This window comes from Oceanisphaera sp. (genome assembly GCF_048268965.1).
Taxonomy (GTDB): domain Bacteria; phylum Pseudomonadota; class Gammaproteobacteria; order Enterobacterales; family Aeromonadaceae; genus Oceanimonas.
Map to the genome: position 1 here is coordinate 1 of NZ_JBLWUK010000029.1, position 22,555 is coordinate 22,555.

Below are 22,555 nucleotides of genomic sequence, written 5' to 3' on the forward strand. Positions count from 1 at the left end.
TGTCGGTGGAGGAGGCCCTTTATCCGACCTTTATAGAGCAAGAAAATAGATCTGCTATTTAATCTGTTTGGTATAAGACAAGTCCAATAAAAAAGCACCGCATCCTCAGATGCGGTGCTTTAACTTCCAGCTTATGGCTTGCCGCTGCCCGGAGGGTTATTGTCCGCCGATCTTCATCTCGTCGATTAACACCGAGCCGGTGTGCAGGCTGGAGCGGGTTTCGATGTCGGTGCCTACCGCCTGAATGCCGGCAAACATGTCTTTCAGGTTACCCGCTATGGTGATTTCTTCCACCGGATAGGCAATCTCTCCGTTTTCTACCCAAAAGCCGGCCGCGCCTCGTGAATAGTCACCGGTCACGATATTGACGCCCTGGCCCATCATTTCGGTTACCAGCAGACCCGTGCCCATCATTTTCAGCAACTGCTCCTGGCTTTGCCCCGTGTTGGCGATCGTCCAGTTATGGATACCCCCCGCATGGCCGGTGAGCTCCATATTCATCTTGCGCGCCGCATAGCTGGTCAGCAAGTAGGTTTGCAGTCGGCCCTGCTCGATAATGTGCCGCTCTGTGGTACGTACCCCTTCGTTATCGAAGGGCGAGCTGGCCAGCCCCTTATGCAGGTGCGGCTGCTCGTGAATATCGAACCAGTCGGGGAAAATTCGTTCGCCAAGGGCATCGAGCAGGAAGGATGACTGTCGATACAGGTTGCCACCACTGATGGCCATCACCAGATGGCCGAACAGGCTGGCGGCCACATCCGGGTGAAACAGCACCGGCGCTCGCGTGGTACCTATCTTGCGCCCACCCAGTCGGCCCAGGGTGCGGCTAACCGCCTCATCGGCGACTTGCTCGGGCGTCCAGAGATCGTCGAAGCTGCGTGCCGAGGTGTAGCCATACTCACGCTGCATGTCACCGTCTTGCTCGCCAATCAGGACACAGCTCAGACCAAAGCGGCTGCCCGCATAACCCTTGATAAAGCCATGGCTGTTGCCGTAGACCTTGATACCCAGATTGGTGGAAAAACTGGCGCCGTCCGACTGTTTGATGCGCGGATCGCGCCCCAGCGCCTGCTGCTCGCAGCGCAGGGCCAGCTCGAGGCCATCGGCCGGTTCAAGGGGATGAGGGAAGCACAACTCCAGTTCGGGCGCCTCCCAGGCCAACGCCTCGGACGGTGCCAGTCCGGCGAAGGGATCCGCCGTGGTATAACGCGAAATGTCCATCGCCGCCGCAACCGTTCGGGCAATGGCTTCGGGCCGCAAGTCGGAGGTAGACGCCGAGCCTTTACGGCCATCCCGGTACACGGCAATGCCCAGGGCACCGTCTTTGTTGAACTCGATATTTTCCAGTTCACCGTTGCGGGTATTGACCGACAAGCCGGTTTGTTTACTGATCGACACCTCGGCGGTGTCGGCGCCCAGGCGCTTGGCACTGGCAAGGGCCTGTTCGACTGCCAGCTCTAGCTGGCGCTGTTCATTTTGAATATCTGCTGGGTTCATGATTCATATCGCTGGCTCAGTTTGCAGTTAGCATAACAGACCCCTGCGCGCCTTGGGAGAAGCTGTTAATATATATGTAATTCTTAATAAAGACGGAAAAGCTATGCGCCACCATGACGATGCTCCAGAGAAAGATGATGAAATCGAGTGGGTCAGTAAAAGTGAAATGAAGCGCGAGAGTCGCGCCCTGCAGAAACTGGGCGAGACGCTGGTCAAGCTTAAACCCCATGAACTGGCCAAGGTTCCCCTGGATGAAGACTTGCAGGAAGCCATAGAGCTGGCACACCGGCTGCACAATAAACGTGAAGGTCTGCGCCGCCACATGTCATATATCGGCAAGCTGATGCGCACCCGGGACGTGACCGACATTCAGAAGGCTCTGGCGGGCTTCGAGCATAAAAACGCCGTGGCCAACGCCAAATTCCACAAGCTGGAGCTATGGCGTGACCGCTTGATCAAGGAAGGCGATAAAGGCGTGAACGCGCTGATGTTCGAGCACCGCCACCTGGACCGGCAGAAACTGCGCCAACTGGCTCGCACCGGCCGCAAAGAGCTGGCCGCCGGCCTGCCCCCCGCCGCCTACCGCGAATTGTTTCAGTACCTGAAAGCAAATATTGCAGAAGAATAAAGAACAGCGGTCAGCCGTAAGCTATAAGCTGTCAGTTAAAGAAAAGGCACCGCATCTGTAGATGCGGTGCCTTTTTTGATAGCTTATCGCTTACAGCTTACGGCTGTGTTTTATTGCGTGCCACCTACCGTCAGTTGATCCAGCTTCAGGGTTGGCTGACCCACGCCGACCGGTACGCTTTGGCCGTCTTTACCGCACACACCCACGCCGGCATCCAGTGCCAGATCGTTACCCACCATGGACACCTGACTCATGGCCTCGGGGCCGTTACCAATCAGGGTCGCGCCCTTGATGGGTGCCGTGATCTTGCCATCTTCGATCAGATAGGCTTCGGAGGCGGAAAACACGAACCGGCCAGACGTAATATCGACCTGACCACCGCCGAAGTTGGGCGCATAAATGCCCTTTTTCACGCTCTTGATGATCTCTTCCGGCGGGGTTTCTCCCGGCAGCATATAAGTGTTGGTCATCCGCGGCATGGGCAAATGGGCGTAAGACTCGCGGCGGCCATTACCGGTGGGCGCCATGCCCATCAGCCGCGCATTCAGCTTGTCCTGCATGTAGCCTTTGAGGATGCCGTTTTCGATCAGCACATTGTAACCGGTGGCGGTCCCTTCATCGTCTATGGTCAAGGAGCCGCGACGATTGGCCAGGGTGCCGTCATCCACTATGGTACACAGGCTGGAGGCCACCTGCTCACCGATGCGTCCCGCATAGGCTGACGAGCCCTTGCGGTTGAAGTCCCCTTCCAGACCATGGCCTACCGCTTCATGCAGCAAGACGCCCGGCCAGCCCGCACCTAGCACCACCGGCATGGTGCCCGCAGGCGCGTCAATGGCTTCCAGGTTGACCAGAGCCTGGCGTAGCGCTTCCTTTACATAGCTCATGGCTCTGGGCTGGCCGTCGAGCTCTTCTAAAAAGTATTCATAGCCCACTCGACCGCCGCCGCCACTGCTGCCGCGCTCACGACGTCCCTTGCGCTCAACCAGGACCGAACAGTTCAACCGTACCAGTGGCCGCAAATCGGTGGCCAGCGTGCCATCGGTGGCCAACACCAGAATTTCTTCGTACACCCCTGAAATCGACGCGATCACCTGAGTGACCGAGGGATCCAGGCTGCGGGCGAAGGCGTCCATCTGCTGTAGCAGCTCAATCTTTTGCTCGCGAGTCAGGCTATCCAGTGGATTGACCGCCATATACCGGCTGGTAACGGGGCGCTCCTGGCCGATCTTGAAGCGGCCATCGCCGCCCTTTTCTGCAATACCGCGAGCGGCACTGACCGCCTGATCCAGCGAGCTGGCCGTCAGTTCATCGGAATAGGCAAACCCGGTTTTTTCCCCACTGACGGCACGCACGCCCACGCCTTGCTCTATGTTATAGCTGCCGTCTTTTACGATGCCGTCTTCCAGTACCCAGGACTCGTGTACGCTGTTTTGAAAATAAAGATCGGCAAAGTCAATCTGATGCCGGCTCAGTCGAGCCAGCTGGGCATCCAGCAGTGCCATATCCAGTTCGTTGGGTACCAAAATGCTGCGGTTAATTTGTTCAATACTCATTCACTTCTCCAAACCGCGCTTAAGCGGGCATGTTGGGCCACTGGCATTTGCCGACGAATAAGGGCCAGTCGCTCTGTGTCTATGGGTGCCACTATCAGCCCTTCCCCTTTGGGTAAACAGCTCTCGATCTCCCCCCACGGGTTGATAATCACCGAGTGCCCCCAGGTTTGCCGTGCACCCTGCTCACCATACAGGCCTGCCGCCAGCACATAGCACTGGTTTTCAATGGCGCGGGCCTGCAGCAAGGGCATCCAGTGTGCCTGTCCCGTCACACGGGTAAAGGCTGCCGGTATCAGTAAAATGTCGGCGCCCCTGGCGCGCAACGCCCGATATAATTCAGGAAAACGCAAATCATAACAGATAGACAAGCCCAAACGCCCGAAGGGACTGTCGATCACGCAAAGTTCATCGCCGGGCGCATAGCTGTCGGATTCACGGTAACGGCCCTGATTGTCGGCCACGTCCACATCAAACAGATGCAACTTGTGATAATGCCCGACTCGCTCGCCCTGCTCGTTATACACCAGGCTGGTCGCATGCAGTCGCTCGCTGCCCTCGATGCGGGTCGGCATGGAGCCGACCACCAGCCAAATGCCATGCTCGCGCGCCCACTGACTGAACTGAGCCTGAATCGGGCCCTCGCCCAGTGGCTCTGCTTGCTGCTGTATCGCTTTTTTATTGCCGAACGTCGCCGCATTCTCGGGCAACAGCACCAATAACGGCCGCTGAGCGGGTAATTGCTGCAACTGGGAGGCCAGTCGCGCTCGATTAGCTTCCCAGTCGGGTCCGGCATTTATCTGTATCGCTACCAATTCCATTATTTATCTGCTCCTTATGCATGGTGAGGTGTGAGGCGCAAACACCTAACGCGCAAATTCGGGGATGGGCTGTAACTGACAACTGCAAGCTGACGGTTTTCCTTTCACTTTCACCTTCCCCCTCACCTTTTACACCTCACTCTTTACTCCTTGCCTTTTACGGCGCATCCGGCACCGCTACTCGCTGTCTGTCTCGTCCCAGCTCGGTCACCTCGGGGTGCGCCAGCGGCCCGGTCACCCGATAACGAATGCGGGTAAACACATCGACGACCGGTCCCAGCACCTTGGACAGTGCCAGCACATACAGCCCGGTGACCGGGGTCACGGCAAACGCCGCCAGCACCGGAAGATTACCGGTTAAATTGGGGGTCAGCTCAAACTCATAGTCAATCCGCTCTGCGGCAAAGTCGACAGCTCCCCTGCCTTTCAAGTCACCTGCCGCCCCTTTCAGCAACAGGTCGTCGTTTTGCAATCGTCCATTGCTTAGCTCGCCACGGGCGCTGATGCGATCAAAGTAAAAGCCTTCGGCATACACATCCCGAAAGTCCAGGCGCAGCCGGCGCAATACCGACTCCAGGCTGAACACCGAGAGCAGGCCGGCTCCCCGGTCGTTGATTTCCCGTAAGACGCCCGCCCCGGTATCAAGCGCCAGGGTGCCATTCATGCTGGCAAGCTCGGGTTGCCAGGGCACGTCCAGCCAGCGCAGTTCACCATCGAGCCGGGCCGAGGTATCACTAAAGGGCGACTCCTTATCAAGTGCCTGCCACAACCGCTGCAAAGACGCACTGCTGCTTTGCCATTCCAGGCGGCTCAAGTTGACACTTTGCTGCTGCAGCCACTGGCCACGAGCCTGCACCTGCAGCAAGGGGCCATCCAGAACCAGATCGGTTAACTGTATACCATTTTCCCCGGGCTGAGGTTGCAGTTCAAATGCCAGCTTGCCCAACGCCAGCCGCTGCCAGCGGCAATCGTCACACTGAAACTGCAGTGCCGGTATCTGTTTGGGCTGTATCTTTATTACCGACTCGGCCCCTCGGCTGGACGCCTCTGCCGCCTTTGTTTCCTGGCCCAGCCACAAACGCCTGAAGTTGGCCTGCAGGGGTTGCTGGCCGCCAAAACTGACGCGGCCCTCGGCCTGTTCGGCCTGAATATGCAGTTGTTGCCGTGCCGTGCCCTGAGGGCTGATGGATAACCTGAGCTGATTCAGCGGCTGCTGCCACAGCTGGCCACGGCTGGCCTGCACCGCGACACGATAAGGGCTGGGCCAGCTGATGCCGCCAGTGCTCGCCACAGCCCCCTCGCCGTTGCCCGACAAGGGCTCCTGCAGCTCGGTCAATAACGCCAGCCAGTCATCCAGCGGCAGGTCGGGAACCCGTACCGCTATATCCAGTGGGGCTCTGGGCAAGGCCGCATTCACCCCGGCTCCGGCCGACAGCCAAAGCTGCTGTACTCGTGGTCCCGTCTCGGCGAACGCCAGCCTGGCCTGGCCGTTGATATGCTCGCCCAGATTAAGTTCAAGTTGTGCCCGCTCCAGGTTACCACTGAGCGTCACCTGGCTGGGCTGATTGCGTCCGGCTGGCTTATCGAGTGGCGGGGGCAACCGACTGCCGAGCCCGGTCAACGCCGAATCGGCGCTAAAACGATAGTGCAGCGCCCCTTGATCGGGCAGGGTCAGATCCAGCTGACCGCGCCAGTCGGTGCTGCCTGCCAACTGCTTCAGCGACGGAGACAGGCCATGCCATTTTTCAGCCTGCAACTGCCCCCGGATCGCCAGCTTGACCTCATAGGCCTCCCCCGTATCCTGGCCGTTATAGTCCAGCCGCAACGGCTGCCCGTGCCACCGGGCCTGCAGATCCTGGAACCGGGTTTGCCGTTCATCAAACAACAAACGGCCACTCACTTCATCCAGCGGCAAATCAAGCGGCTTGACCCGCACCTTGTTACGCGCAAAATCCACCTGGCCATCTACCGCCACCGCGCCCCCCTGCAGGGGTATGGTCAACGCCAGTCGGGCGTCCAGTGGGCCGCTAACCTGCACCTGCTCCAGCGTAATACCCACAGAGGTGGCCAGCGGAGAGTCTTGTAAATAGGCGGTGACCGCCTCACCATCGCCGTTGATCTCGGCACTCAGCTCCAGCTTGGCGGTCTGGTTCAACGGGGCAATGCGGGCATCGATGGCGCTGGCATTAACGGCACCGAGCCGCCCCTGACTCCCCTTCATGTAAAGACCATCGTTTTCAAACAGCAGATCCAGGTTTAAATCCGATAAGGGCTGCCAGTGGGGATCAAAGCGAAATTGTGCCTGACGCAGCGGCACTCGCGCCTGGAAGATACCGCTTTCGTCATGGTAGGGAAACTGGTTCAACCGGCCGTACCAGAGTACTTCGGCTCCTTCGGCCTGGCCGCCGGCAATGGCCCCCTGCAAATAGTCCACCAGGGCCGAGCCCATCAGCGGCTCGGGAAAATAGCTGAAGGCTTGCTCGGCGCGCAATACATCGACCCGCGCCGAGGCACTCAGCAAGGGAGAGGCTTGTTCGGGTAGCAGCAAGCTGAACCAGCCCTGCAGGGTCAGATCCCGGGTGTCGACTTCGAGCTGGCGGCTCCACAACCGCCACCCTTCGTCTTGTTTGTGCCACTGCAACTCTGCAGAGAGTCGCTGCATGGGCCAAGGAACCCGAAAAGCCTCGTCAAACCTCCAGTCGGCGGCGGCTTGCTGCTGTACATTCAGCTCGCCCCCGTCGGCCGCCACCACGAAACTACCACTCAGCCCCCGGGTTTGTGGCGCCCATTCAAAGGCTTGCGTACTAATGTCCCGTAGCTCGCCCTGCCAGCGCCAATGTTCCATATTGGCATCGGCAGAAAAATACACCTCGGTTAGCTGGCCACGCGGTGCTATGCCCTCCAGCTGACGTGCGGGGGTGGGCCAGAAGCTTTCCCCCCATTGCGCCAGTAACGCCAGGTCGGTAAAGGTCAGGCGGTTCAGATAGCCCTGCAGGCGATCCTGATGCCGATCCAGCTGCAAATGCCAGCTCGGCCAGGCTTCATCATCCACGCTAATGTCGATATCGCTGCTGGCCAGCTGCCAGCCCGCCGCCGTGGGTTGCCACTGCAGTCGCCCTCCCTGGATGGCGATATGGTGCTGCTCGCCCCAGCCGAAGCGATTTTCACCCAGTTCGAGCAAGCCGGCACTCAGTTGCCCCTGCTGCCACTCCAGCCAGAACTCGAAGTTCACCTCCGCACTCACCGCCGGATCCTCGGGCCGAATACGGCTGAGGACCTTGGTCGCATCCACGGCATCGGCCTGCAGGTAAATGCTGCCGTCCAGCCGATCGGCGGATCCGGTAAAATGGCTGCTGAGCTGAAATTGCTGACTGGCATCCGGGCCAAAGCCCAGCCGCCCCTGGCCCTGATGCAGACCCGGAGCATTTTGCCAGTGTAAATCGGGAAGGTGCAGCTCGAACAAGTCTTGATCCGGGCCGCTGACGATGAGCTGGGCATCCTGCAGAGAAAACTGCTCGACCCCCTCCAGTATCAGATGCCGCACCCCACTCCAGTCGATGGTTCCGGGGCCGGCATCGGGCTCGCTGCCCAGGGTGAGCGGCAGCCGCAGCCCCTCCAGCGTCAGCTCGTTCAGTACCGGTCGCCACTGGCGAATACTGTGCCACAACTGCACATCCACCAGGGCGCGGCGCAAGGTGAGGGCCGGGGCATCCTCCTGATGCAGGCTCACCTGGTTCACCACCAGCACAGGCCCGTAATCCTGCCAGCCGAGACCGAGCTGACCGATTTCAAGCGTCAGCTGCTGATCCTCCAGCAGTTGATCCAGCCACTGCTGTTGCCAGCCAGCAAGCCAGGGCGAACCAAAGCGCAACAAGGTCACCAGCACCGCCAGCAACACCGCCACCGCCGCCAGACTGAGCCAGGCCCAGTTCAAACTTCGCCGGAACACCACTGACACTACATCATCACCACATCAAACTGCTCTTGGTTATACAGCGGCTCACTGCTCACTTTTACCTGCTTGCCGATAAAGACTTCCAGTTCGGCCAGCATGTGAGACTGATCTTCCTGCAGTGCCGATGCCACTGCCAGTGAGGCATACACCACAAACTTGTCGGCGTCGTAGGCCTTGTTGACCCGGGTGATCTCGCGCAGGATTTCATAGCAGACGGTTTCGACGGTTTTGACCCGTGCTCGGCCATTGCACTCGGGGCAGGTCCCGCACAGCACATGCTCCAGGCTTTCCCGGGTGCGCTTGCGCGTCATTTCTACCAGTCCCAACTGCGAAAAGCCGTTCACGTTGGTTTTGGCTCTGTCTTTTGCCAGTGCCATCTCCAGGCTGTGCAGCACCCGCCGCTTGTGATCCGAGTCATACATATCGATAAAGTCGATAATGATAATACCGCCCAGATTACGCAGTCGCAGCTGTCGGGCAATGGCCTGGGTGGCTTCGGTGTTGGTATTGAAGATGGTTTCTTCCAGGTTGCGATGGCCGACAAAGGCGCCGGTATTGATATCGACCGTGGTCATGGCTTCGGTTTGATCGATAATCAGGTAGCCGCCGGACTTGAGCTCGACTTTGCGATCCAGCGCCCGCTGAATTTCGTTTTCTACATCATAAAGATCGAAGATCGGCGCTTCACCCTGGTAATACTCGATTTTTCCCGCCAACTCGGGGACAAATTCCTCGACAAAGCCCCCCAGGGTCTCGCAGGTGCCACGGGAGTCGATACGAACCCTGTCCAGCTCGGTTCCCACAAAATCCCGCACGATACGACAACTTAGCCCTAGGTCTTCATACAACATGGAACAGGCGGAATACTTGCTGCGCCGCTCCTGAATTTTACGCCACAGGCGATTGAGAAAGGCCGCGTCCTGCGCCAGCTCGTCTTCCCCCACGCCTTCGGCGGCGGTACGTATGATGTAACCGCCCTGCTCGTCCACATAGCTGCCCACGATTTGCTTGAGCCGGTCCCGCTCCTGCTCGGAGTCGATGCGCTGCGACACACCCACATAGGCACTGCCGGGCATAAACACCAGATAACGGGAAGGCAGGGTAATGTCGGTGGTCAGTCGGGCGCCTTTGGTGCCCAACGGATCCTTGACCACCTGCACCACTATGTCCTGCCCCTGGCGCACCAGCTCGGCAATGTTACCGGCCTGAAAGTGCGCCTGTTCTTTGGTATCGACACATTCGGTATGGGGGACTATATCGGAGGCGTGTAAAAAGGCGGCTCGTTCGCCGCCAATATCGACAAAGGCGGCCTGCATGCCGGGCAGTACCCGACTGACTTTGCCTTTGTAGATATTGCCGACTATGCCGCGCCGCGACTGACGCTCGACATGCACTTCTTGCAGAATTCCATTTTCCACTAGCGCGACTCGGGTTTCTGCGGGAGTCACATTGATGATCAGTTCTGCCGACATGCTTGCACCGTACATAGAAGAAGTTAATGTTCTCTAAACTATCATAGAATGGCGACGGGATAAGCAATCAGCCCAACAAAACCCCTGCCCGGCGCAATAAGGCTTCGGTTTCTACCAGGGGCAAGCCCACCACGGCACTGTAACTGCCATTGATTCGTTCTACGAAACGCCCACCCAGTCCTTGAATACCATATCCACCGGCCTTGTCGGTGGGCTCGCCGCTGGCCCAATATCGGGTAATATCCGCGTCGGTCAGCTCACGAAACGTCACCTCGGTACACACCGTCACCCCTTCAAGCTGCCGGTGGCTGGCCAAGGCCATCGCCGTCATCACCTGATGGGTTCGGCCGGACAGACGCCGCAGCATGGCGTAGCCCTCGGCCTGGTCTGCAGGCTTTTCCAGTACCTCACCGTCCAACACCACTATGGTGTCGCCAGCCAGTACCGGCAACGGCAAAGGGGCCATGGCCACGCCGGCATTCGCCTTGTCACGGGCCAGACGCTGTACATAGGTTGCCGCCGTTTCACCGACCTGCTGCCGTTCTTCCACCTGAGGCAGCAGCAACTCGAATGGCAACTCCAGCTGAGCAAGCAGCTCGCGGCGACGCGGAGAGCCGGAGGCAAGATAAATCAGGGGGGACATAGGCAACCTCAAGACAGGGCGAACTGGCGGCGACATTTGCGCAGCAGCAAAAATATCCAGGGCCAGAACACCATGCTACTGACGATAGACCAAAAATAGTGGTAATCGAGCTGTATGTCTCGATTCATGTAGGCGGCCCAGAAGATCAGCAGCTTGTTGATAATGGCCAGCGCGCCCACCACGAACGCCTGCTGCCAGACCGAGTAGTTGCGCATGCGCTGAAACTGGGAGGCGGCCAGATAGACAGGGATCACCAGGGCCAGGGCATGAATGCCCAGCACGGAGCCGAGCAGCATATCCAGCACCAGTCCGGAAAAGAATGCCGTGCCCACATTGGCTCTGTGTGGCAGGGCTATGGTCCAGTAGATGAGGGTGACCAGCAGCCAGTCGGGTCGAAAGGGGGCGATCAGATCGGGCAGCGGCAGGATGGATAACATGAGTGCCAACAACAGACTGGTGGCAATCACCAGGCGCCCTTTCAAAGAAAAGCTTCTCATTGTGCTACTTGCTCACGGGTATCGGGTCGCTGTGCGACCGCTTCATCCACATCAATCACTTTCGGCTCCGGCCACAGCAGCAATAAATAGCGCACCCGGTCCAGCGCGGCAAAGGGCTGCACCCGAATATCGGCAAAGGGCTGGCCCTCTTCGTAGCCGACCCGGCTGACTCGCCCTACCGGATAGCCTTCCGGGAAGCGCCCTGCCAGGCCGGAGCTCAACAGGACATCTCCTTCCCGGATATCGGTATTACGCGTAATATTATGCAGCAACAGGCGGTCGAGCTGGCCACTGCCACTGGCAATGGCCCGGATGTCGTTGCGCGCCACCCGCACCGGGATACCATGGCTGGTATCGGTGATCAGCAACACCCGGCTGGTGGTCTTGCCCACCGAAATAACCTGACCCACCACCCCTTGTTCGTTGAGTACCGGCTGGCCTTCAAACACCCCGGCTAAGCTGCCTTTGTCGATCACCACCTGATGGGAAAACGGGTCCGTGTCTACCGCCATGATCTCCGCCACCATACGGCGAGTATCAAAACGCACCGGCGATCCCAGCAAGTCCCGCAGTCGTTTGTTTTCCTGCTCCAGGTGACGCAGGCGCAGCAGGTCGTCACGCAGCAAAAACAGCTGCTTTTCCAGTCGTTGTGACTGGGCCAGCAGTGCCTGATTGGACAGCAACTGGCTCGACGCAGAGTCGAGCAGGATCCGGGGGCTGTTCGCCATGTACTGCAAGGGGCTGACCAGAGAGTTAAGGTAAACCTTGATCCCGTTAAAGCTCTGGTAGCGGCTGTCGGCAATAATCAGTACCAACGACAACACCACCGCCAGCGCCAGGCGGATTGGGAGAGAAGGACCTCGACCGAAAATCGGTTTCATGGAGCAATAGGCAGGCCGATGTGCTCGGCCCCGTCATTAATCGTAATGGAACAAGTCTCCGCCATGCATGTCGATCATTTCCAATGCCTTGCCGCCGCCTCGGGCCACGCAGGTCATGGGATCATCAGCCACGACGACCGGAATACCCGTTTCTTCCATCAATAAACGATCAAGATCGCGCAACAGGGCGCCACCGCCGGTCAGCACCATGCCGCGCTCGGAAATGTCCGACGCCAGCTCGGGAGGTGACTGCTCCAGCGCCACCATCACGGCACTCACGATGCCCGACAACGGCTCTTGCAGCGCTTCCAGGATCTCGTTGGAATTAAGGGTAAAACTGCGGGGTACCCCTTCGGCCAGGTTACGGCCGCGCACTTCAATTTCCAGTACTTCGTCACCGGGGTACGCCGAACCGACTTCGTGCTTGATGCGCTCTGCCGTGGCCTCACCGATTAACGAACCATAGTTGCGGCGCACATAGTTGATAATGGACTCGTCGAAGCGATCGCCACCAACTCGTACCGATTGCGAATACACCACGCCGTTCAGCGAGATAATCGCCACTTCCGTGGTTCCGCCACCAATATCGACCACCATGGAGCCGGTTGCTTCGGAGACGGGTAATCCCGCCCCAATCGCTGCCGCCATGGGCTCGTCGATCAAATAGACTTCACGCGCACCAGCTCCCAGGGCCGATTCCTTGATGGCGCGGCGCTCTACCTGGGTGGATCCGCAAGGCACGCACACCAGCACCCGGGGGCTGGGTCGAAAGAAATTATTGTCGTGTACTTGCTTGATAAAGTGCTGCAGCATTTTCTCGGTCACATAAAAGTCGGCGATCACACCGTCTTTCATGGGGCGAATGGCCGCAATATTTCCCGGGGTTCGCCCCAGCATTTGTTTGGCAGCATGACCCACGGCGGCAACACTTTGGCTCTGGCCCGACCTTTCCTGTCGAATCGCCACAACAGAAGGCTCGTTAAGAACAATGCCCTGATCTTTAACGTAGATGAGTGTGTTGGCCGTGCCCAAATCGATCGAGAGATCGTTGGAAAACATGCCTCTTAGCTTTTTAAACATATGCTGAAGGGGACCTTGGATTAAGAAAGATGCGGAAAGTGCGGCTAACTTTATCAATGCAGCCCACTACTGGCAAGGAACAAGCATAGCTAAAACCACACATCAGCGGGTAAGGGTTTCAATAAAACAATAAGTTCCCTAGACTTACCGGATTCCTTCTTTTTTTATTTTGTGATGACTTTATCCTCCTGGCATCGACTGTACTCATCACCTCCCGCGGCATCCTGCCTGCAGCCCCTGCACCACCCCTTGTTGACCCGGCACGGGCTGACCCTCTGGCTCAAGCGTGATGACCTGTTGCACCCGACTATTTCCGGCAACAAGTGGCGCAAACTTAAATACATACTGCGCCAGGCTCTGTCGGACCGGGCGACGGGCATACTCAGCTTTGGCGGCGCCTATTCCAACCATCTGCATGCTCTTGCCGCGGCAGGTCACCAGCTTGCCCTGCCCACCGTCGGCATCGTTCGTGGCGAAGCGAGCAGTCGTGACAACCCCACCCTGAGCGATGCCCGCCACTGGGGCATGTCGCTGGAATTTGTCGACCGCCAGCAATATCGCCGGCGTCAGGAGGCCGGCTGGCTGGCCGAGCTGGCGCAACGCTATCCGGGTTACCTGGTCGTTCCCGAGGGAGGGAGCTGTGCTCTGGCGCTGCCCGGGGTGGCTGAACTGTGGCAGGAGCTGGGGCAGCGACTGCCCGGCCTTGATGAAGTGATATTGCCGGTCGCCAGTGGGGGCACCCTGGCGGGGCTGCTGTCTGCGCGTCCTTCCCACTGCCGAGTAACCGGGTATGCGGTATTGAAGGGTGCCAGCTGGCTAGCCGACGAAATCTGTCGTTTGTATCCCCCGGCCGCACAAGACGACGGCTGGCAACTGGCGCTTGATCATCATGGCGGGGGCTATGCCAAATGCTCGGCCAGCGATAGGGCCGAGATTGCGCTATTGGCCAGCCAGCTTGCCATCCCGCTGGAACCGATTTACAGCGGCAAGGCGCTGCTGGGATTGTTTCGCGATATTGCCGCCGGCGCCTACCCCGCCGCCGGCAGTCGGCTGCTCTTTATTCACACCGGTGGCCTGCAAGGGGCTCGCTAGGGCGGCGCCAGGCGCTCGGGACAGGCAAAAAAGTAACCCTGGCCGGAATGAATACCCAGTTGCGACAAGCATTGCCATTCGTCAGCGGTTTCCACCCCCATGGCAATGACCTGGGTCTGGCTGCCCACGCAATTACCAATTAAGCTTCTGACGGCCATCTGATTGGTCGGCTTGCGGTTGATGTCCCGCACCAGGCTGGAATGCAGTTTCAGGTAATCCAGATCATAGTCTTTAATATATTGTGCGCTCACCACATCCTGCCCCGCATGATCAATCGACAACCGGCACCCCAATGCCTTGAGGGCTCGCAGGGGCTTGCCCAGCGCCTGAAAGTGTCGACTTACCTGGGCCTCGGACAGCTCGATAACCAGGTGCTGAAGCAGCGATTTGGGCAGCTGGATCAATTCAAATACCAGCCAGCTATGAAACCCACTGTGCAGCAGGCTGGCCGCCGAGATATTGACCGACAGGGTCGTGTTCTGCTCGTCTTGCTGTAACAGCATCAGGGCCCTTAGCAGCAGCGCCTTGTCCACCTCCTTCAGCAGTCCGCATTTTTCTGCCATCGGCAAAAAGTGCCCGGCCGACAGCTCCCGCCCCTGCTCATCCTTAATGCGCGCCAGTAGCTCATACTTGATGGGCGCCTGGCTGGTGTCGGTATAGACCCCCTGACGATCCAGCATAATCAGGTCCTGCTCCAGGATGCGGCTCAGCAAGGTACGCCAGCGAACCGTTCCCTTGCCCATGTTTTCTTCGGTGACGCCTTTATAATACATAAAGTATCCGTCTCCCCCCTGCAGTGCCGCACTGCGCAGAGCCAGCTCTGCTTCTTCCTGGATCTGGGATAACTGCTCCTGATAACGAAAACAGACGCCACCGATATAAATGGCCGGGTCACTCACATCATCGGGCCAATGCAGCCGGCGCAATACCTTCATTACCTGACGCGCCGCTTCCTGTGCCTCGCTTTCGACCAGGTTGGGGAACAGCAAGGCAAAGGTATTGCCGTTATAACGCGCCTGCAGGGCCCCGGGGATACGACGAATAAAGTGACTCAGATAGATGGCCGCAGAAGACAATATTTCGTCGCCGCGCTCATAGCCCAGGTGATGGTTGATCTGTTCCAGATCCTGCAGCTCGACCAACAACAGGGCACCGGAATGACTGGCGGAATCGTTCAGCGCCGCCTGCAGACGGTTATCGAAAAAGGCCCGGTTGCCGATACCGGTCTTTTTATCCACAAACACATTGGCACGCATATAGGTATCGAAGCGACTGCGCTCTTTACCCGCTTCTTTCAATTCCAGCAGCAGCTTGTCCAGCGCCTGACTGGCAAAGTGTGGCCACTCTTCCTTGGGGTCATGCTGCAGTAAATTCTGCTTGCCTTGCAAGATAGACTGCCCGCGCAGTTCGAGGAGCTCGACGCCGCGCAACTGACGCCGAAACCAGCGCAGAATGAACAGCGTCCCCAGAAACACCAGTAGAATGGCCCCGGTCACACCGGACAGCGCGGCCAGAGAATCGGCCATCTGATAGAAAGGGGGTCGCAACACCAGATGAAGGTGCAGCTGAGGGTGGGCGTCAAGCGGCCGCTGATACTCCAGCGACAACTCGCTTTCCGACAAGGGCTGCGAGACATGAAAGCGATACAGGGCCGTGTCTTCCTGCAGCACTTCCAGGTAGATAATATCGTTCACATCCAGAAATGACGGCAGCCACTTGTCTATGATCTCCTGCTGCTCGGCTCCGGTTTTCCAGCCTTCATTAATCAAGCGCACCACAGAGTCGACCTGGCGCTGCTGATACACGGCCCCCATCTGGTAGAAGCTGATGCCAGCTCCTACCAGCACCATCATTACGGCCGCCAATATGCACAAGCTGATAGTGGCTGTAAGTTGATTGGTAAATTTCATCAAAAATCCTTGGCTACACGGCGGGCACCGATTTTCTTCCTTGAATGTGGCTGTTATCACCTAAAGTGCACCTAACAACTCCTATTCGCCATTATCCTAGCCTAGTCGCTAAAACACCAACGCTATTGGAGTACGCCCCCAAAGCCCCTTTTATTGGCATGTGGGCGGATTAATGGCTCCCAGTGCGTCATTCCGTGTCAGAGGAGCGACGGGAAGCAAGTGAGTGGCGCCGATCACAGTGCCCGTTATTCATGACATGAGCAGCACAACGCTGGCTCAATCACGTCGCTATTGTGACAAGGCCCCGCTGTCGCGGGGCCTTGAGAGATACAGGCGGCTCGCGCTATGCACTTTCATCGGCTTCACGGATGCGCTCTTTGCGTTCCCGTTCTTCTTCCATCGCCGCTTTGATTTCTTCCAGTACCGAGTCTACATCGGCGCTGTTGCTGTCATCTTCAAACTCGCCGGTGAGGGGGGTGTTAGGTGTCAGGTTACCCTCCTCGAACAAGGCCCACATCTCTTTGGCGTACTGGGTACGCAACAAGGCGGGGGCAAACTCGCCATAATAGCGACGCATATTATTGACGTCGCGGGCAAACATGGCTTGCGCGCTGTTATTGGCGGCGGCATTCACCGCTTGCGGCAGGTCGATAATCACGGGGCCGTAATCATCAACCAGGACGTTAAATTCGGACAGGTCACCGTGCACTATGCCCGCGCACAGCATGAGCCGAATGTAATGCATCATCAGAGCGTGATCTTCCAGCGCATGCTCTTCCGACATTGTTACCTCACCCAGCTGCGGAGCCACATCACCGGCCTCATCGCTGACCAGCTCCATTAACAAGACGCCATCAACGCAACCGAACGTTTCGGGTACCCGCACCCCGGCACTGGCCAGGCGGGCAAGCGCATCGATTTCGGCATTCTGCCAAATCTCTTCCTGCTGCTGGCGGCCATATTTAGAGCCTTTTTCCATGGCTCGAGCCTGTCGGCCACTGCGTACCTTGCGGCCTTCCTGATACTGCGCCGCCTTTTTAAAGCTGCGCTTCATCGCCTCTTTATAGACTTTGGCGCAACGAATATGCTCGCCACAGCGAACAACGAAAACATCGGCTTCTTTACCGCTCATCAGGCGGCTGAGCACTTCGTCGATTAAACCGTCATCGACGAGCGGCTGTAGGCGTTTGGGTGTTTTCACGGGCGGTCTGCCAGGTAGGATCGGCTATCAATCATTATGTTATCGAACATGCTCTGCGTGTATTGGGATAGATGAATCAAACAGGATATCACCTTTGCGGCTAAGAACGGCCATGGTAAAGGACACTCGCGCCCTTTACTCTCGTTATTGAAAGAGGCGTCAACCGCTGGTTTAATCACGGGTCTGTCAGCTAAAAATAAAGCCCCCACTTTCGCGGAGGCTTGACCGTCAATGTCTTGGATTATTCCGGGTCAGAACGGAATGTCGTCATCGAAGTCCATGGGCGGCTCATTGTAGGTAGGCGCCGGGCTGGCTGGCTTGTTTTGTGGCGCAGCGGCTTGCTGCTGGCCATATTGCGGCTGTCCTTGAGGTGCAGGCTGCTGCTGGCCGCCTTGCTGGCCCCAGTTGCCTTGACCGCCCTGCTGTTGGCCACCGTATTGCTGACCACCTTGCGGCTGTCCGCCCTGCTGGCCCCAGTTGCCTTGACCACCACCCTGTTGCTGACCGCCGCCTTGTGGACGACCACCCAGCATTTGCATGGTGCCGCCCATATCGACCACGACTTCGGTGGTGTATTTATCCTGGCCACTTTGATCTTGCCACTTACGGGTTTGCAGGCGACCTTCTACGTACACCTGAGAGCCCTTGCGCAGGTATTCACCCACAATTTCGGCCAACTTGCCGAAAAACACCACCCGGTGCCATTCGGTACGCTCTCTCTGCTCGCCGGATTGCTTGTCGCGCCAGGTTTCGCTGGTGGCCAGGGTAATGTTCGCCACCGCATTACCGTTAGGCAGGTAACGCACTTCCGGATCCTGCCCCAGGTGGCCGATCAGGATAACTTTATTAATGCCTCTATTGGCCATAACTTGCTCCGTACTTACAGGTTAATCAAGCTTTGCGCTTGATCCAATTCAAAAATGTTGCCGTCGACCTTAAGGTAAGCCGCGCCCTCTTCCGGGATAATCAAGGCTTCGTGCACCCCTGGCAAAGCCAGCAGCTGGGCCAGTAAGTGCTCCCGACGTTCTGTACTTTCTATATTAACACCGATAGGCAGGATATGAGACCGCACCTTGCTAACATTACGCATACCCGCCGCCAGCCAGAACCAGACGGCCATGCAGGCCGCGACCAGCAAAAACACGCCCGCACCGCCCAGTTGCTGGAACAGCAAGCCGCCCAGCACCCCTCCCAAAAAGGCACCAAAGAACTGGCTGGTCGAATAAATTCCCATCGCCGTACCTTTGGCACCGGCCGGCGCCAGCATCGACAGGAACGCCGGCAACGAAGCTTCCATAAAGTTAAAGGCGGTAAAATACAGCACCATGGCCAGCGCCAGCACCGCAATACTGTCCTTGCCTGCCGCCATCAGGATCAGGGCCACCATCATCACCAGAATGGAGGCCTGAAACAGCTGCTTGTTCAAATTGCGCCGCGCCCCCACAATCAACACCGGCACTATCAGCACAAACGACAGTAACAAGGCGGGCAAATACAACCACCAATGGTGTTCCGCCGCCAGTCCGGCATCGAGCAAGGTCAGCGGAAAGGCCACAAACACGGCGGTGAGCGTCAGGTGCAGCAACAGAATGCCAAAGTCGAGCCGCAAGAGCTGCTTGTCTTTTAATAACCGGCCAAACAGCTCGGGCGCCGCCGTCACATCACGAACTTGGCCACGGTGTACCGAGTCGGGCAGCATAAAGCGCACCATTAACATGCCGGTCACGGCCAGCAATGCCGTGACCCAGAAGACGCCCGACAAGCCGAACAGCGACGCCAGTACCGGGCCCAGCACCATGGCGATGGCAAACGAAATACCGATGCACACGCCTATGATGGCCATGGCCTTGGTGCGGTGTTCTTCACGGGTAATATCCGCCGCCAGCGCCAAAGTGGCACCGGCAATGGCCCCCGAACCCTGCAGCACCCGGCCGATGGCCACGCCATAGACGGAGTCCGACAGGGCGGCCACCACTGAGCCCAGGGCAAATAACGCCAGGCCACCATAAATCACCGGCTTGCGCCCGATGCGATCCGACAGCCAACCGGCCGGAATTTGTAACACCGCCTGGGTCAGACCATAAATGCCGATCACTATGCCCACCCACAAGGGCGAAAAACCGATTAAGTCTTTACCGTATAAAGCGAACACCGGCATGATCATAAACAAGCCGAGCATGCGCATGCCAAAGATGCCCGCCAGGGTAAAGGAAGCCCGTCGTTCGCGAGGGCTAAAGCCTTGCTCGTCGCTCATGAGTCCTCTTGCGCAGTCACGTAAGATAAAAAAGAGGCGCTAGTTTAGCACGGGGACGCAGTCAAGATTAATCCTTATTCTAACTTGGCTGGCTATTGAACCAATGCCATACTAGCCGATCGAATTTACAGCAAGGTGATGTTGCAGATGGATACAATCGAAGTTCGCGGAGCCAGAACCCACAACCTGAAAAATATCAGTCTGGACCTGCCCCGGGACAAGCTCATTGTCATTACCGGCCTGTCCGGCTCGGGTAAGTCATCGCTTGCCTTCGATACCCTTTATGCGGAAGGTCAGCGTCGCTATGTCGAGTCGCTGTCGGCCTACGCCCGCCAGTTTCTTTCCTTGATGGAAAAGCCGGACGTCGACCATATTGAAGGCCTGTCGCCCGCCATTTCCATCGAGCAAAAGTCCACTTCCCACAACCCGCGCTCCACCGTGGGCACCATCACCGAAATTTACGATTATCTGCGCCTGTTGTTTGCCCGCGTTGGCGAGCCTCGCTGCCCTACTCACTCCCTGCCTCTGGCGGCACAGACCGTCAGCCAGATGGTCGACAAGGTGCTGGAGCAGCCGGAAGGCGAAAAGCTGATGCTGCTGGCCCCCGTGGTGCGGGATCGCAAAGGGGAACACACCAAGCTACTCGATAGTTTGTCCGCCCAGGGCTTTATTCGCGCCCGCATCGACGGCGAAGTGTGTGACTTGTCGGATCCGCCGACTCTGGAGCTGCAAAAGAAACACACCATCGAAGTGGTGGTGGATCGTTTCAAGGTACGCGACGATCTGCAATTACGCCTGGCCGAATCTTTTGAAACCGCCCTCGAGCTGTCCGGAGGCATCGCTTCCGTGGTGGCCATGGACGACAGCAGCCAGACCGAACTGGTGTTTTCCGCCAACTTCGCCTGTCCGCAATGTGGTTACTCCATTGCCGAGCTGGAACCCAGGATCTTTTCCTTCAACAACCCGGCCGGCGCCTGTGGTACCTGTGATGGCCTGGGCGTACAGCAGATTGTTGACCCCGAGAAGGTGATCAGCAACCCCGAGCTCAGCCTGTCCGGTGGCGCCATCCGCGGCTGGGACAAACGCAGCTACTACTATTATCAAATGCTGACGTCACTGGCCGAGCATTATGACTTTGATCTGGAAGTGCCCTATCAGGATCTGCCCGCCGATGTGCAACAGGCGGTGCTGTATGGCTCGGGGCGCACCAGTATCGACTTCAAATACATGAATGATCGCGGCGATGTGCTGGTGCGCAAGCACCCCTTTGAAGGCATTCTGCATAATATGGAACGCCGTTATCGCGAAACCGAGTCGAACTCGGTGCGCGAAGAGCTGGCCAAATATCAAAGCCATCGCGCCTGCCCCGGCTGTAGCGGTGCCCGCCTGAAAGAAGGCCCGCGCCACGTCTTTGTCGCCGACCATACCCTGCCGCAAGTGGCAGACATGGCCATTGGCGAGGCACATGCCTTTTTTACCAACATGGAGCTGTCGGGCCAGAAGGCACAAATTGCCGACAAGATATTCAAGGAAATTGTCGCCCGTCTGGGCTTTCTGGTTAACGTGGGCCTGAATTACCTGACGCTGTCACGCAGCGCCGACACTCTCTCGGGCGGTGAAGCCCAGCGCATTCGTCTGGCCAGCCAGATTGGTGCCGGCCTGGTCGGCGTCATGTATGTACTGGATGAGCCCAGCATTGGCCTGCATCAACGGGATAATGAACGCTTACTCTCTACCCTGACCCACCTGCGCGATCTGGGTAATACGGTAATAGTGGTAGAGCATGACGAAGACGCCATTCGTGCCGCCGACCATGTGCTGGATATTGGCCCCGGTGCCGGCGTGCATGGTGGCTACATAGTGGCACAAGGCACCCCCGCCGAGGTGATGGCCAACCCCGACTCCCTGACCGGTGCTTACCTGTCCGGCACCAAGAGCATTGCCATCCCTGCCGAGCGCACGCCGGTCGGTGAGCACTGGCTAACCCTGAAGGGCGCCAGCGGCAACAACCTGCAACACGTCGACTTGCAGCTGCCACTGGGCTTGATGACCTGCGTTACGGGGGTGTCCGGCTCGGGCAAGTCGACCCTGATCAACAATACTCTGTTCCCCATCGCACATCGCGAGCTGAACAAGGCCACCGTGAGCCAACCGGCGCCCTATCGCAGCATAGAGGGCATGGACAAGCTCGATAAGGTGGTGGACATAGATCAGAGCCCCATCGGCCGCACGCCGCGCTCCAACCCCGCCACCTATACCGGCATCTTCACGCCCATTCGCGAGCTGTTTGCCGCCACCCACGAAGCCCGCTCCCGGGGTTACAAGCCGGGCCGGTTCTCGTTCAACGTCAAGGGTGGGCGCTGCGAAGCCTGTCAGGGCGATGGCTTGATCAAGGTGGAAATGCACTTTTTGCCCGACGTTTATGTGCCCTGCGATGTGTGCAAGAGCAAACGTTACAACCGCGAAACCCTGGAGATAAAATACAAGGGATTGAGCATCCATGAGGTGCTGGATATGACGGTGGAAGCGGCCTGCGAGTTCTTTGCGCCTGTGCCGGCCATTCACCGCAAGCTGCAAACCCTGATGGACGTAGGCCTGTCTTATATTCGTCTCGGCCAGTCGGCCACCACACTGTCGGGCGGTGAGGCGCAACGCGTCAAGCTGGCCAAAGAGTTGTCGAAACGCGATACCGGCCAAACCCTGTATATTCTGGATGAGCCCACCACCGGGCTGCACTTTCAGGATATTCAGCTGCTGTTGACCGTGTTACACCGGCTGCGCGATCACGGCAATACGGTGGTGATTATCGAACACAACCTGGATGTGGTGAAAACCGCCGACTGGATCGTCGACATAGGCCCGGAAGGCGGCAGCGGCGGCGGCCAGATACTGGTAGCCGGCACCCCGGAGCAAGTGGCCGCTCACCCCAGCTCACACACGGCACGCTTTTTACGGCCGATGTTACAGAAGAAGTGAAGGGTTGGGGGTGAAGGAAGTCTTCGGTGAGCATCACTGACCGACGCCACCGATGTCAATGGGAAGGCAGAGGGTGTCTGCTCAACCGACCATCC

At 58.1% G+C, this 22,555-nt stretch carries 16 protein-coding genes; 3 read left to right on the forward strand and 13 right to left on the reverse strand.

Annotated features, from left to right (window positions below):
- Positions 1 to 156: 156 nt before the first annotated feature.
- Positions 157 to 1,497, reverse strand: a complete 1,341-nt coding sequence (gene pmbA, locus ACN0VL_RS12225; RefSeq protein ID WP_417617753.1) for a metalloprotease PmbA — start codon at positions 1,495 to 1,497, stop codon at positions 157 to 159.
- Between the two features lie 103 nt (positions 1,498 to 1,600).
- On the opposite strand from pmbA, the gene yjgA reads away from it, so the two are divergent.
- Entirely contained in the window at positions 1,601 to 2,125 is a 525-nt protein-coding gene (yjgA, locus tag ACN0VL_RS12230) for a ribosome biogenesis factor YjgA (RefSeq protein WP_417617755.1), read from the forward strand.
- 110 nt (positions 2,126 to 2,235) lie between these two features.
- On the opposite strand, the gene tldD is transcribed toward yjgA, so the two are convergent.
- From tldD to ACN0VL_RS12270, 8 genes are all read right to left on the reverse strand, one after another.
- On the reverse strand, positions 2,236 to 3,681 hold the full coding sequence (gene tldD, locus ACN0VL_RS12235; RefSeq protein WP_417617757.1) for a metalloprotease TldD: 1,446 nt from the start codon (positions 3,679 to 3,681) through the stop codon (positions 2,236 to 2,238).
- Positions 3,678 to 4,499, reverse strand: a complete 822-nt coding sequence (locus ACN0VL_RS12240) for a carbon-nitrogen hydrolase family protein (protein ID WP_417617759.1) — start codon at positions 4,497 to 4,499, stop codon at positions 3,678 to 3,680. Before ACN0VL_RS12240 ends, tldD begins: the two co-directional genes overlap by 4 nt.
- Before the next feature lie 157 nt (positions 4,500 to 4,656).
- The gene (locus ACN0VL_RS12245) at positions 4,657 to 8,457 is read right to left on the reverse strand and encodes a YhdP family protein (protein ID WP_417617761.1); all 3,801 of its coding nucleotides are present in this window, start codon (positions 8,455 to 8,457) and stop codon (positions 4,657 to 4,659) included.
- Positions 8,457 to 9,926, reverse strand: a complete 1,470-nt coding sequence (gene rng, locus ACN0VL_RS12250; protein ID WP_417617763.1) for a ribonuclease G — start codon at positions 9,924 to 9,926, stop codon at positions 8,457 to 8,459. The genes ACN0VL_RS12245 and rng overlap by 1 nt, the downstream gene beginning before the upstream one ends.
- A 67-nt stretch (positions 9,927 to 9,993) precedes the next feature.
- Positions 9,994 to 10,569 carry a Maf family protein gene (locus ACN0VL_RS12255; protein ID WP_417617765.1) on the reverse strand — a complete coding sequence of 192 codons (576 nt, stop codon included), beginning with the start codon at positions 10,567 to 10,569 and terminating at the stop codon, positions 9,994 to 9,996.
- An 8-nt stretch (positions 10,570 to 10,577) separates the two neighbouring features.
- Positions 10,578 to 11,066 carry a rod shape-determining protein MreD gene (gene mreD / locus ACN0VL_RS12260; protein ID WP_417617767.1) on the reverse strand — a complete coding sequence of 163 codons (489 nt, stop codon included), beginning with the start codon at positions 11,064 to 11,066 and terminating at the stop codon, positions 10,578 to 10,580.
- Complete coding sequence (gene mreC, locus ACN0VL_RS12265; protein ID WP_417617769.1) at positions 11,063 to 11,947, reverse strand: rod shape-determining protein MreC; 885 nt, start codon at positions 11,945 to 11,947, stop codon at positions 11,063 to 11,065. The genes mreD and mreC overlap by 4 nt, the downstream gene beginning before the upstream one ends.
- A 36-nt stretch (positions 11,948 to 11,983) precedes the next feature.
- Entirely contained in the window at positions 11,984 to 13,027 is a 1,044-nt protein-coding gene (locus ACN0VL_RS12270) for a rod shape-determining protein (protein ID WP_417617771.1), read from the reverse strand.
- Positions 13,028 to 13,201: 174 nt separating this feature from the next.
- Between ACN0VL_RS12270 and ACN0VL_RS12275 the strand changes: the two genes are divergently transcribed.
- Entirely contained in the window at positions 13,202 to 14,119 is a 918-nt protein-coding gene (locus ACN0VL_RS12275) for a 1-aminocyclopropane-1-carboxylate deaminase/D-cysteine desulfhydrase (protein ID WP_417617773.1), read from the forward strand.
- Here the strand turns inward: ACN0VL_RS12275 and ACN0VL_RS12280 are convergent.
- The 4 genes from ACN0VL_RS12280 to ACN0VL_RS12295 form a co-directional block, all read right to left on the reverse strand.
- The gene (locus ACN0VL_RS12280; RefSeq protein ID WP_417617774.1) at positions 14,116 to 16,029 is read right to left on the reverse strand and encodes an EAL domain-containing protein; all 1,914 of its coding nucleotides are present in this window, start codon (positions 16,027 to 16,029) and stop codon (positions 14,116 to 14,118) included. The genes ACN0VL_RS12275 and ACN0VL_RS12280 overlap by 4 nt on opposite strands.
- 343 nt (positions 16,030 to 16,372) lie before the next feature.
- Positions 16,373 to 17,230 (reverse strand): PA4780 family RIO1-like protein kinase, encoded by an 858-nt coding sequence (locus tag ACN0VL_RS12285; protein WP_417617776.1) that lies wholly within the window; start codon positions 17,228 to 17,230, stop codon positions 16,373 to 16,375.
- A 251-nt stretch (positions 17,231 to 17,481) separates the two neighbouring features.
- Positions 17,482 to 18,096 carry a single-stranded DNA-binding protein gene (gene ssb, locus ACN0VL_RS12290; RefSeq protein WP_417617778.1) on the reverse strand — a complete coding sequence of 205 codons (615 nt, stop codon included), beginning with the start codon at positions 18,094 to 18,096 and terminating at the stop codon, positions 17,482 to 17,484.
- Between the two features lie 14 nt (positions 18,097 to 18,110).
- Positions 18,111 to 19,484, reverse strand: coding sequence for an MFS transporter (locus ACN0VL_RS12295; RefSeq protein WP_417617779.1), 1,374 nt, complete (start codon positions 19,482 to 19,484; stop codon positions 18,111 to 18,113).
- A gap of 147 nt (positions 19,485 to 19,631) precedes the next feature.
- Between ACN0VL_RS12295 and uvrA the strand changes: the two genes are divergently transcribed.
- Complete coding sequence (uvrA, locus tag ACN0VL_RS12300) at positions 19,632 to 22,460, forward strand: excinuclease ABC subunit UvrA (RefSeq protein WP_417617781.1); 2,829 nt, start codon at positions 19,632 to 19,634, stop codon at positions 22,458 to 22,460.
- The last annotated feature ends 95 nt before the right edge of the window (positions 22,461 to 22,555 follow it).

What these genes read in the sequence shown, in the direction of transcription:
- pmbA (WP_417617753.1), bottom strand. Translation starts at nt 1,497, where the DNA reads ATGAACCCAGCAGATATTCAAAATGAACAGCGCCAGCTAGAGCTGGCA.
- yjgA (WP_417617755.1), top strand. Translation starts at nt 1,601, where the DNA reads ATGCGCCACCATGACGATGCTCCAGAGAAAGATGATGAAATCGAGTGG.
- tldD (WP_417617757.1), bottom strand. Translation starts at nt 3,681, where the DNA reads ATGAGTATTGAACAAATTAACCGCAGCATTTTGGTACCCAACGAACTG.
- ACN0VL_RS12240 (WP_417617759.1), bottom strand. Translation starts at nt 4,499, where the DNA reads ATGGAATTGGTAGCGATACAGATAAATGCCGGACCCGACTGGGAAGCT.
- rng (WP_417617763.1), bottom strand. Translation starts at nt 9,926, where the DNA reads ATGTCGGCAGAACTGATCATCAATGTGACTCCCGCAGAAACCCGAGTC.
- ACN0VL_RS12255 (WP_417617765.1), bottom strand. Translation starts at nt 10,569, where the DNA reads ATGTCCCCCCTGATTTATCTTGCCTCCGGCTCTCCGCGTCGCCGCGAG.
- mreD (WP_417617767.1), bottom strand. Translation starts at nt 11,066, where the DNA reads ATGAGAAGCTTTTCTTTGAAAGGGCGCCTGGTGATTGCCACCAGTCTG.
- mreC (WP_417617769.1), bottom strand. Translation starts at nt 11,947, where the DNA reads ATGAAACCGATTTTCGGTCGAGGTCCTTCTCTCCCAATCCGCCTGGCG.
- ACN0VL_RS12270 (WP_417617771.1), bottom strand. Translation starts at nt 13,027, where the DNA reads ATGTTTAAAAAGCTAAGAGGCATGTTTTCCAACGATCTCTCGATCGAT.
- ACN0VL_RS12275 (WP_417617773.1), top strand. Translation starts at nt 13,202, where the DNA reads ATGACTTTATCCTCCTGGCATCGACTGTACTCATCACCTCCCGCGGCA.
- ACN0VL_RS12280 (WP_417617774.1), bottom strand. Translation starts at nt 16,029, where the DNA reads ATGAAATTTACCAATCAACTTACAGCCACTATCAGCTTGTGCATATTG.
- ssb (WP_417617778.1), bottom strand. Translation starts at nt 18,096, where the DNA reads ATGGCCAATAGAGGCATTAATAAAGTTATCCTGATCGGCCACCTGGGG.
- ACN0VL_RS12295 (WP_417617779.1), bottom strand. Translation starts at nt 19,484, where the DNA reads ATGAGCGACGAGCAAGGCTTTAGCCCTCGCGAACGACGGGCTTCCTTT.
- uvrA (WP_417617781.1), top strand. Translation starts at nt 19,632, where the DNA reads ATGGATACAATCGAAGTTCGCGGAGCCAGAACCCACAACCTGAAAAAT.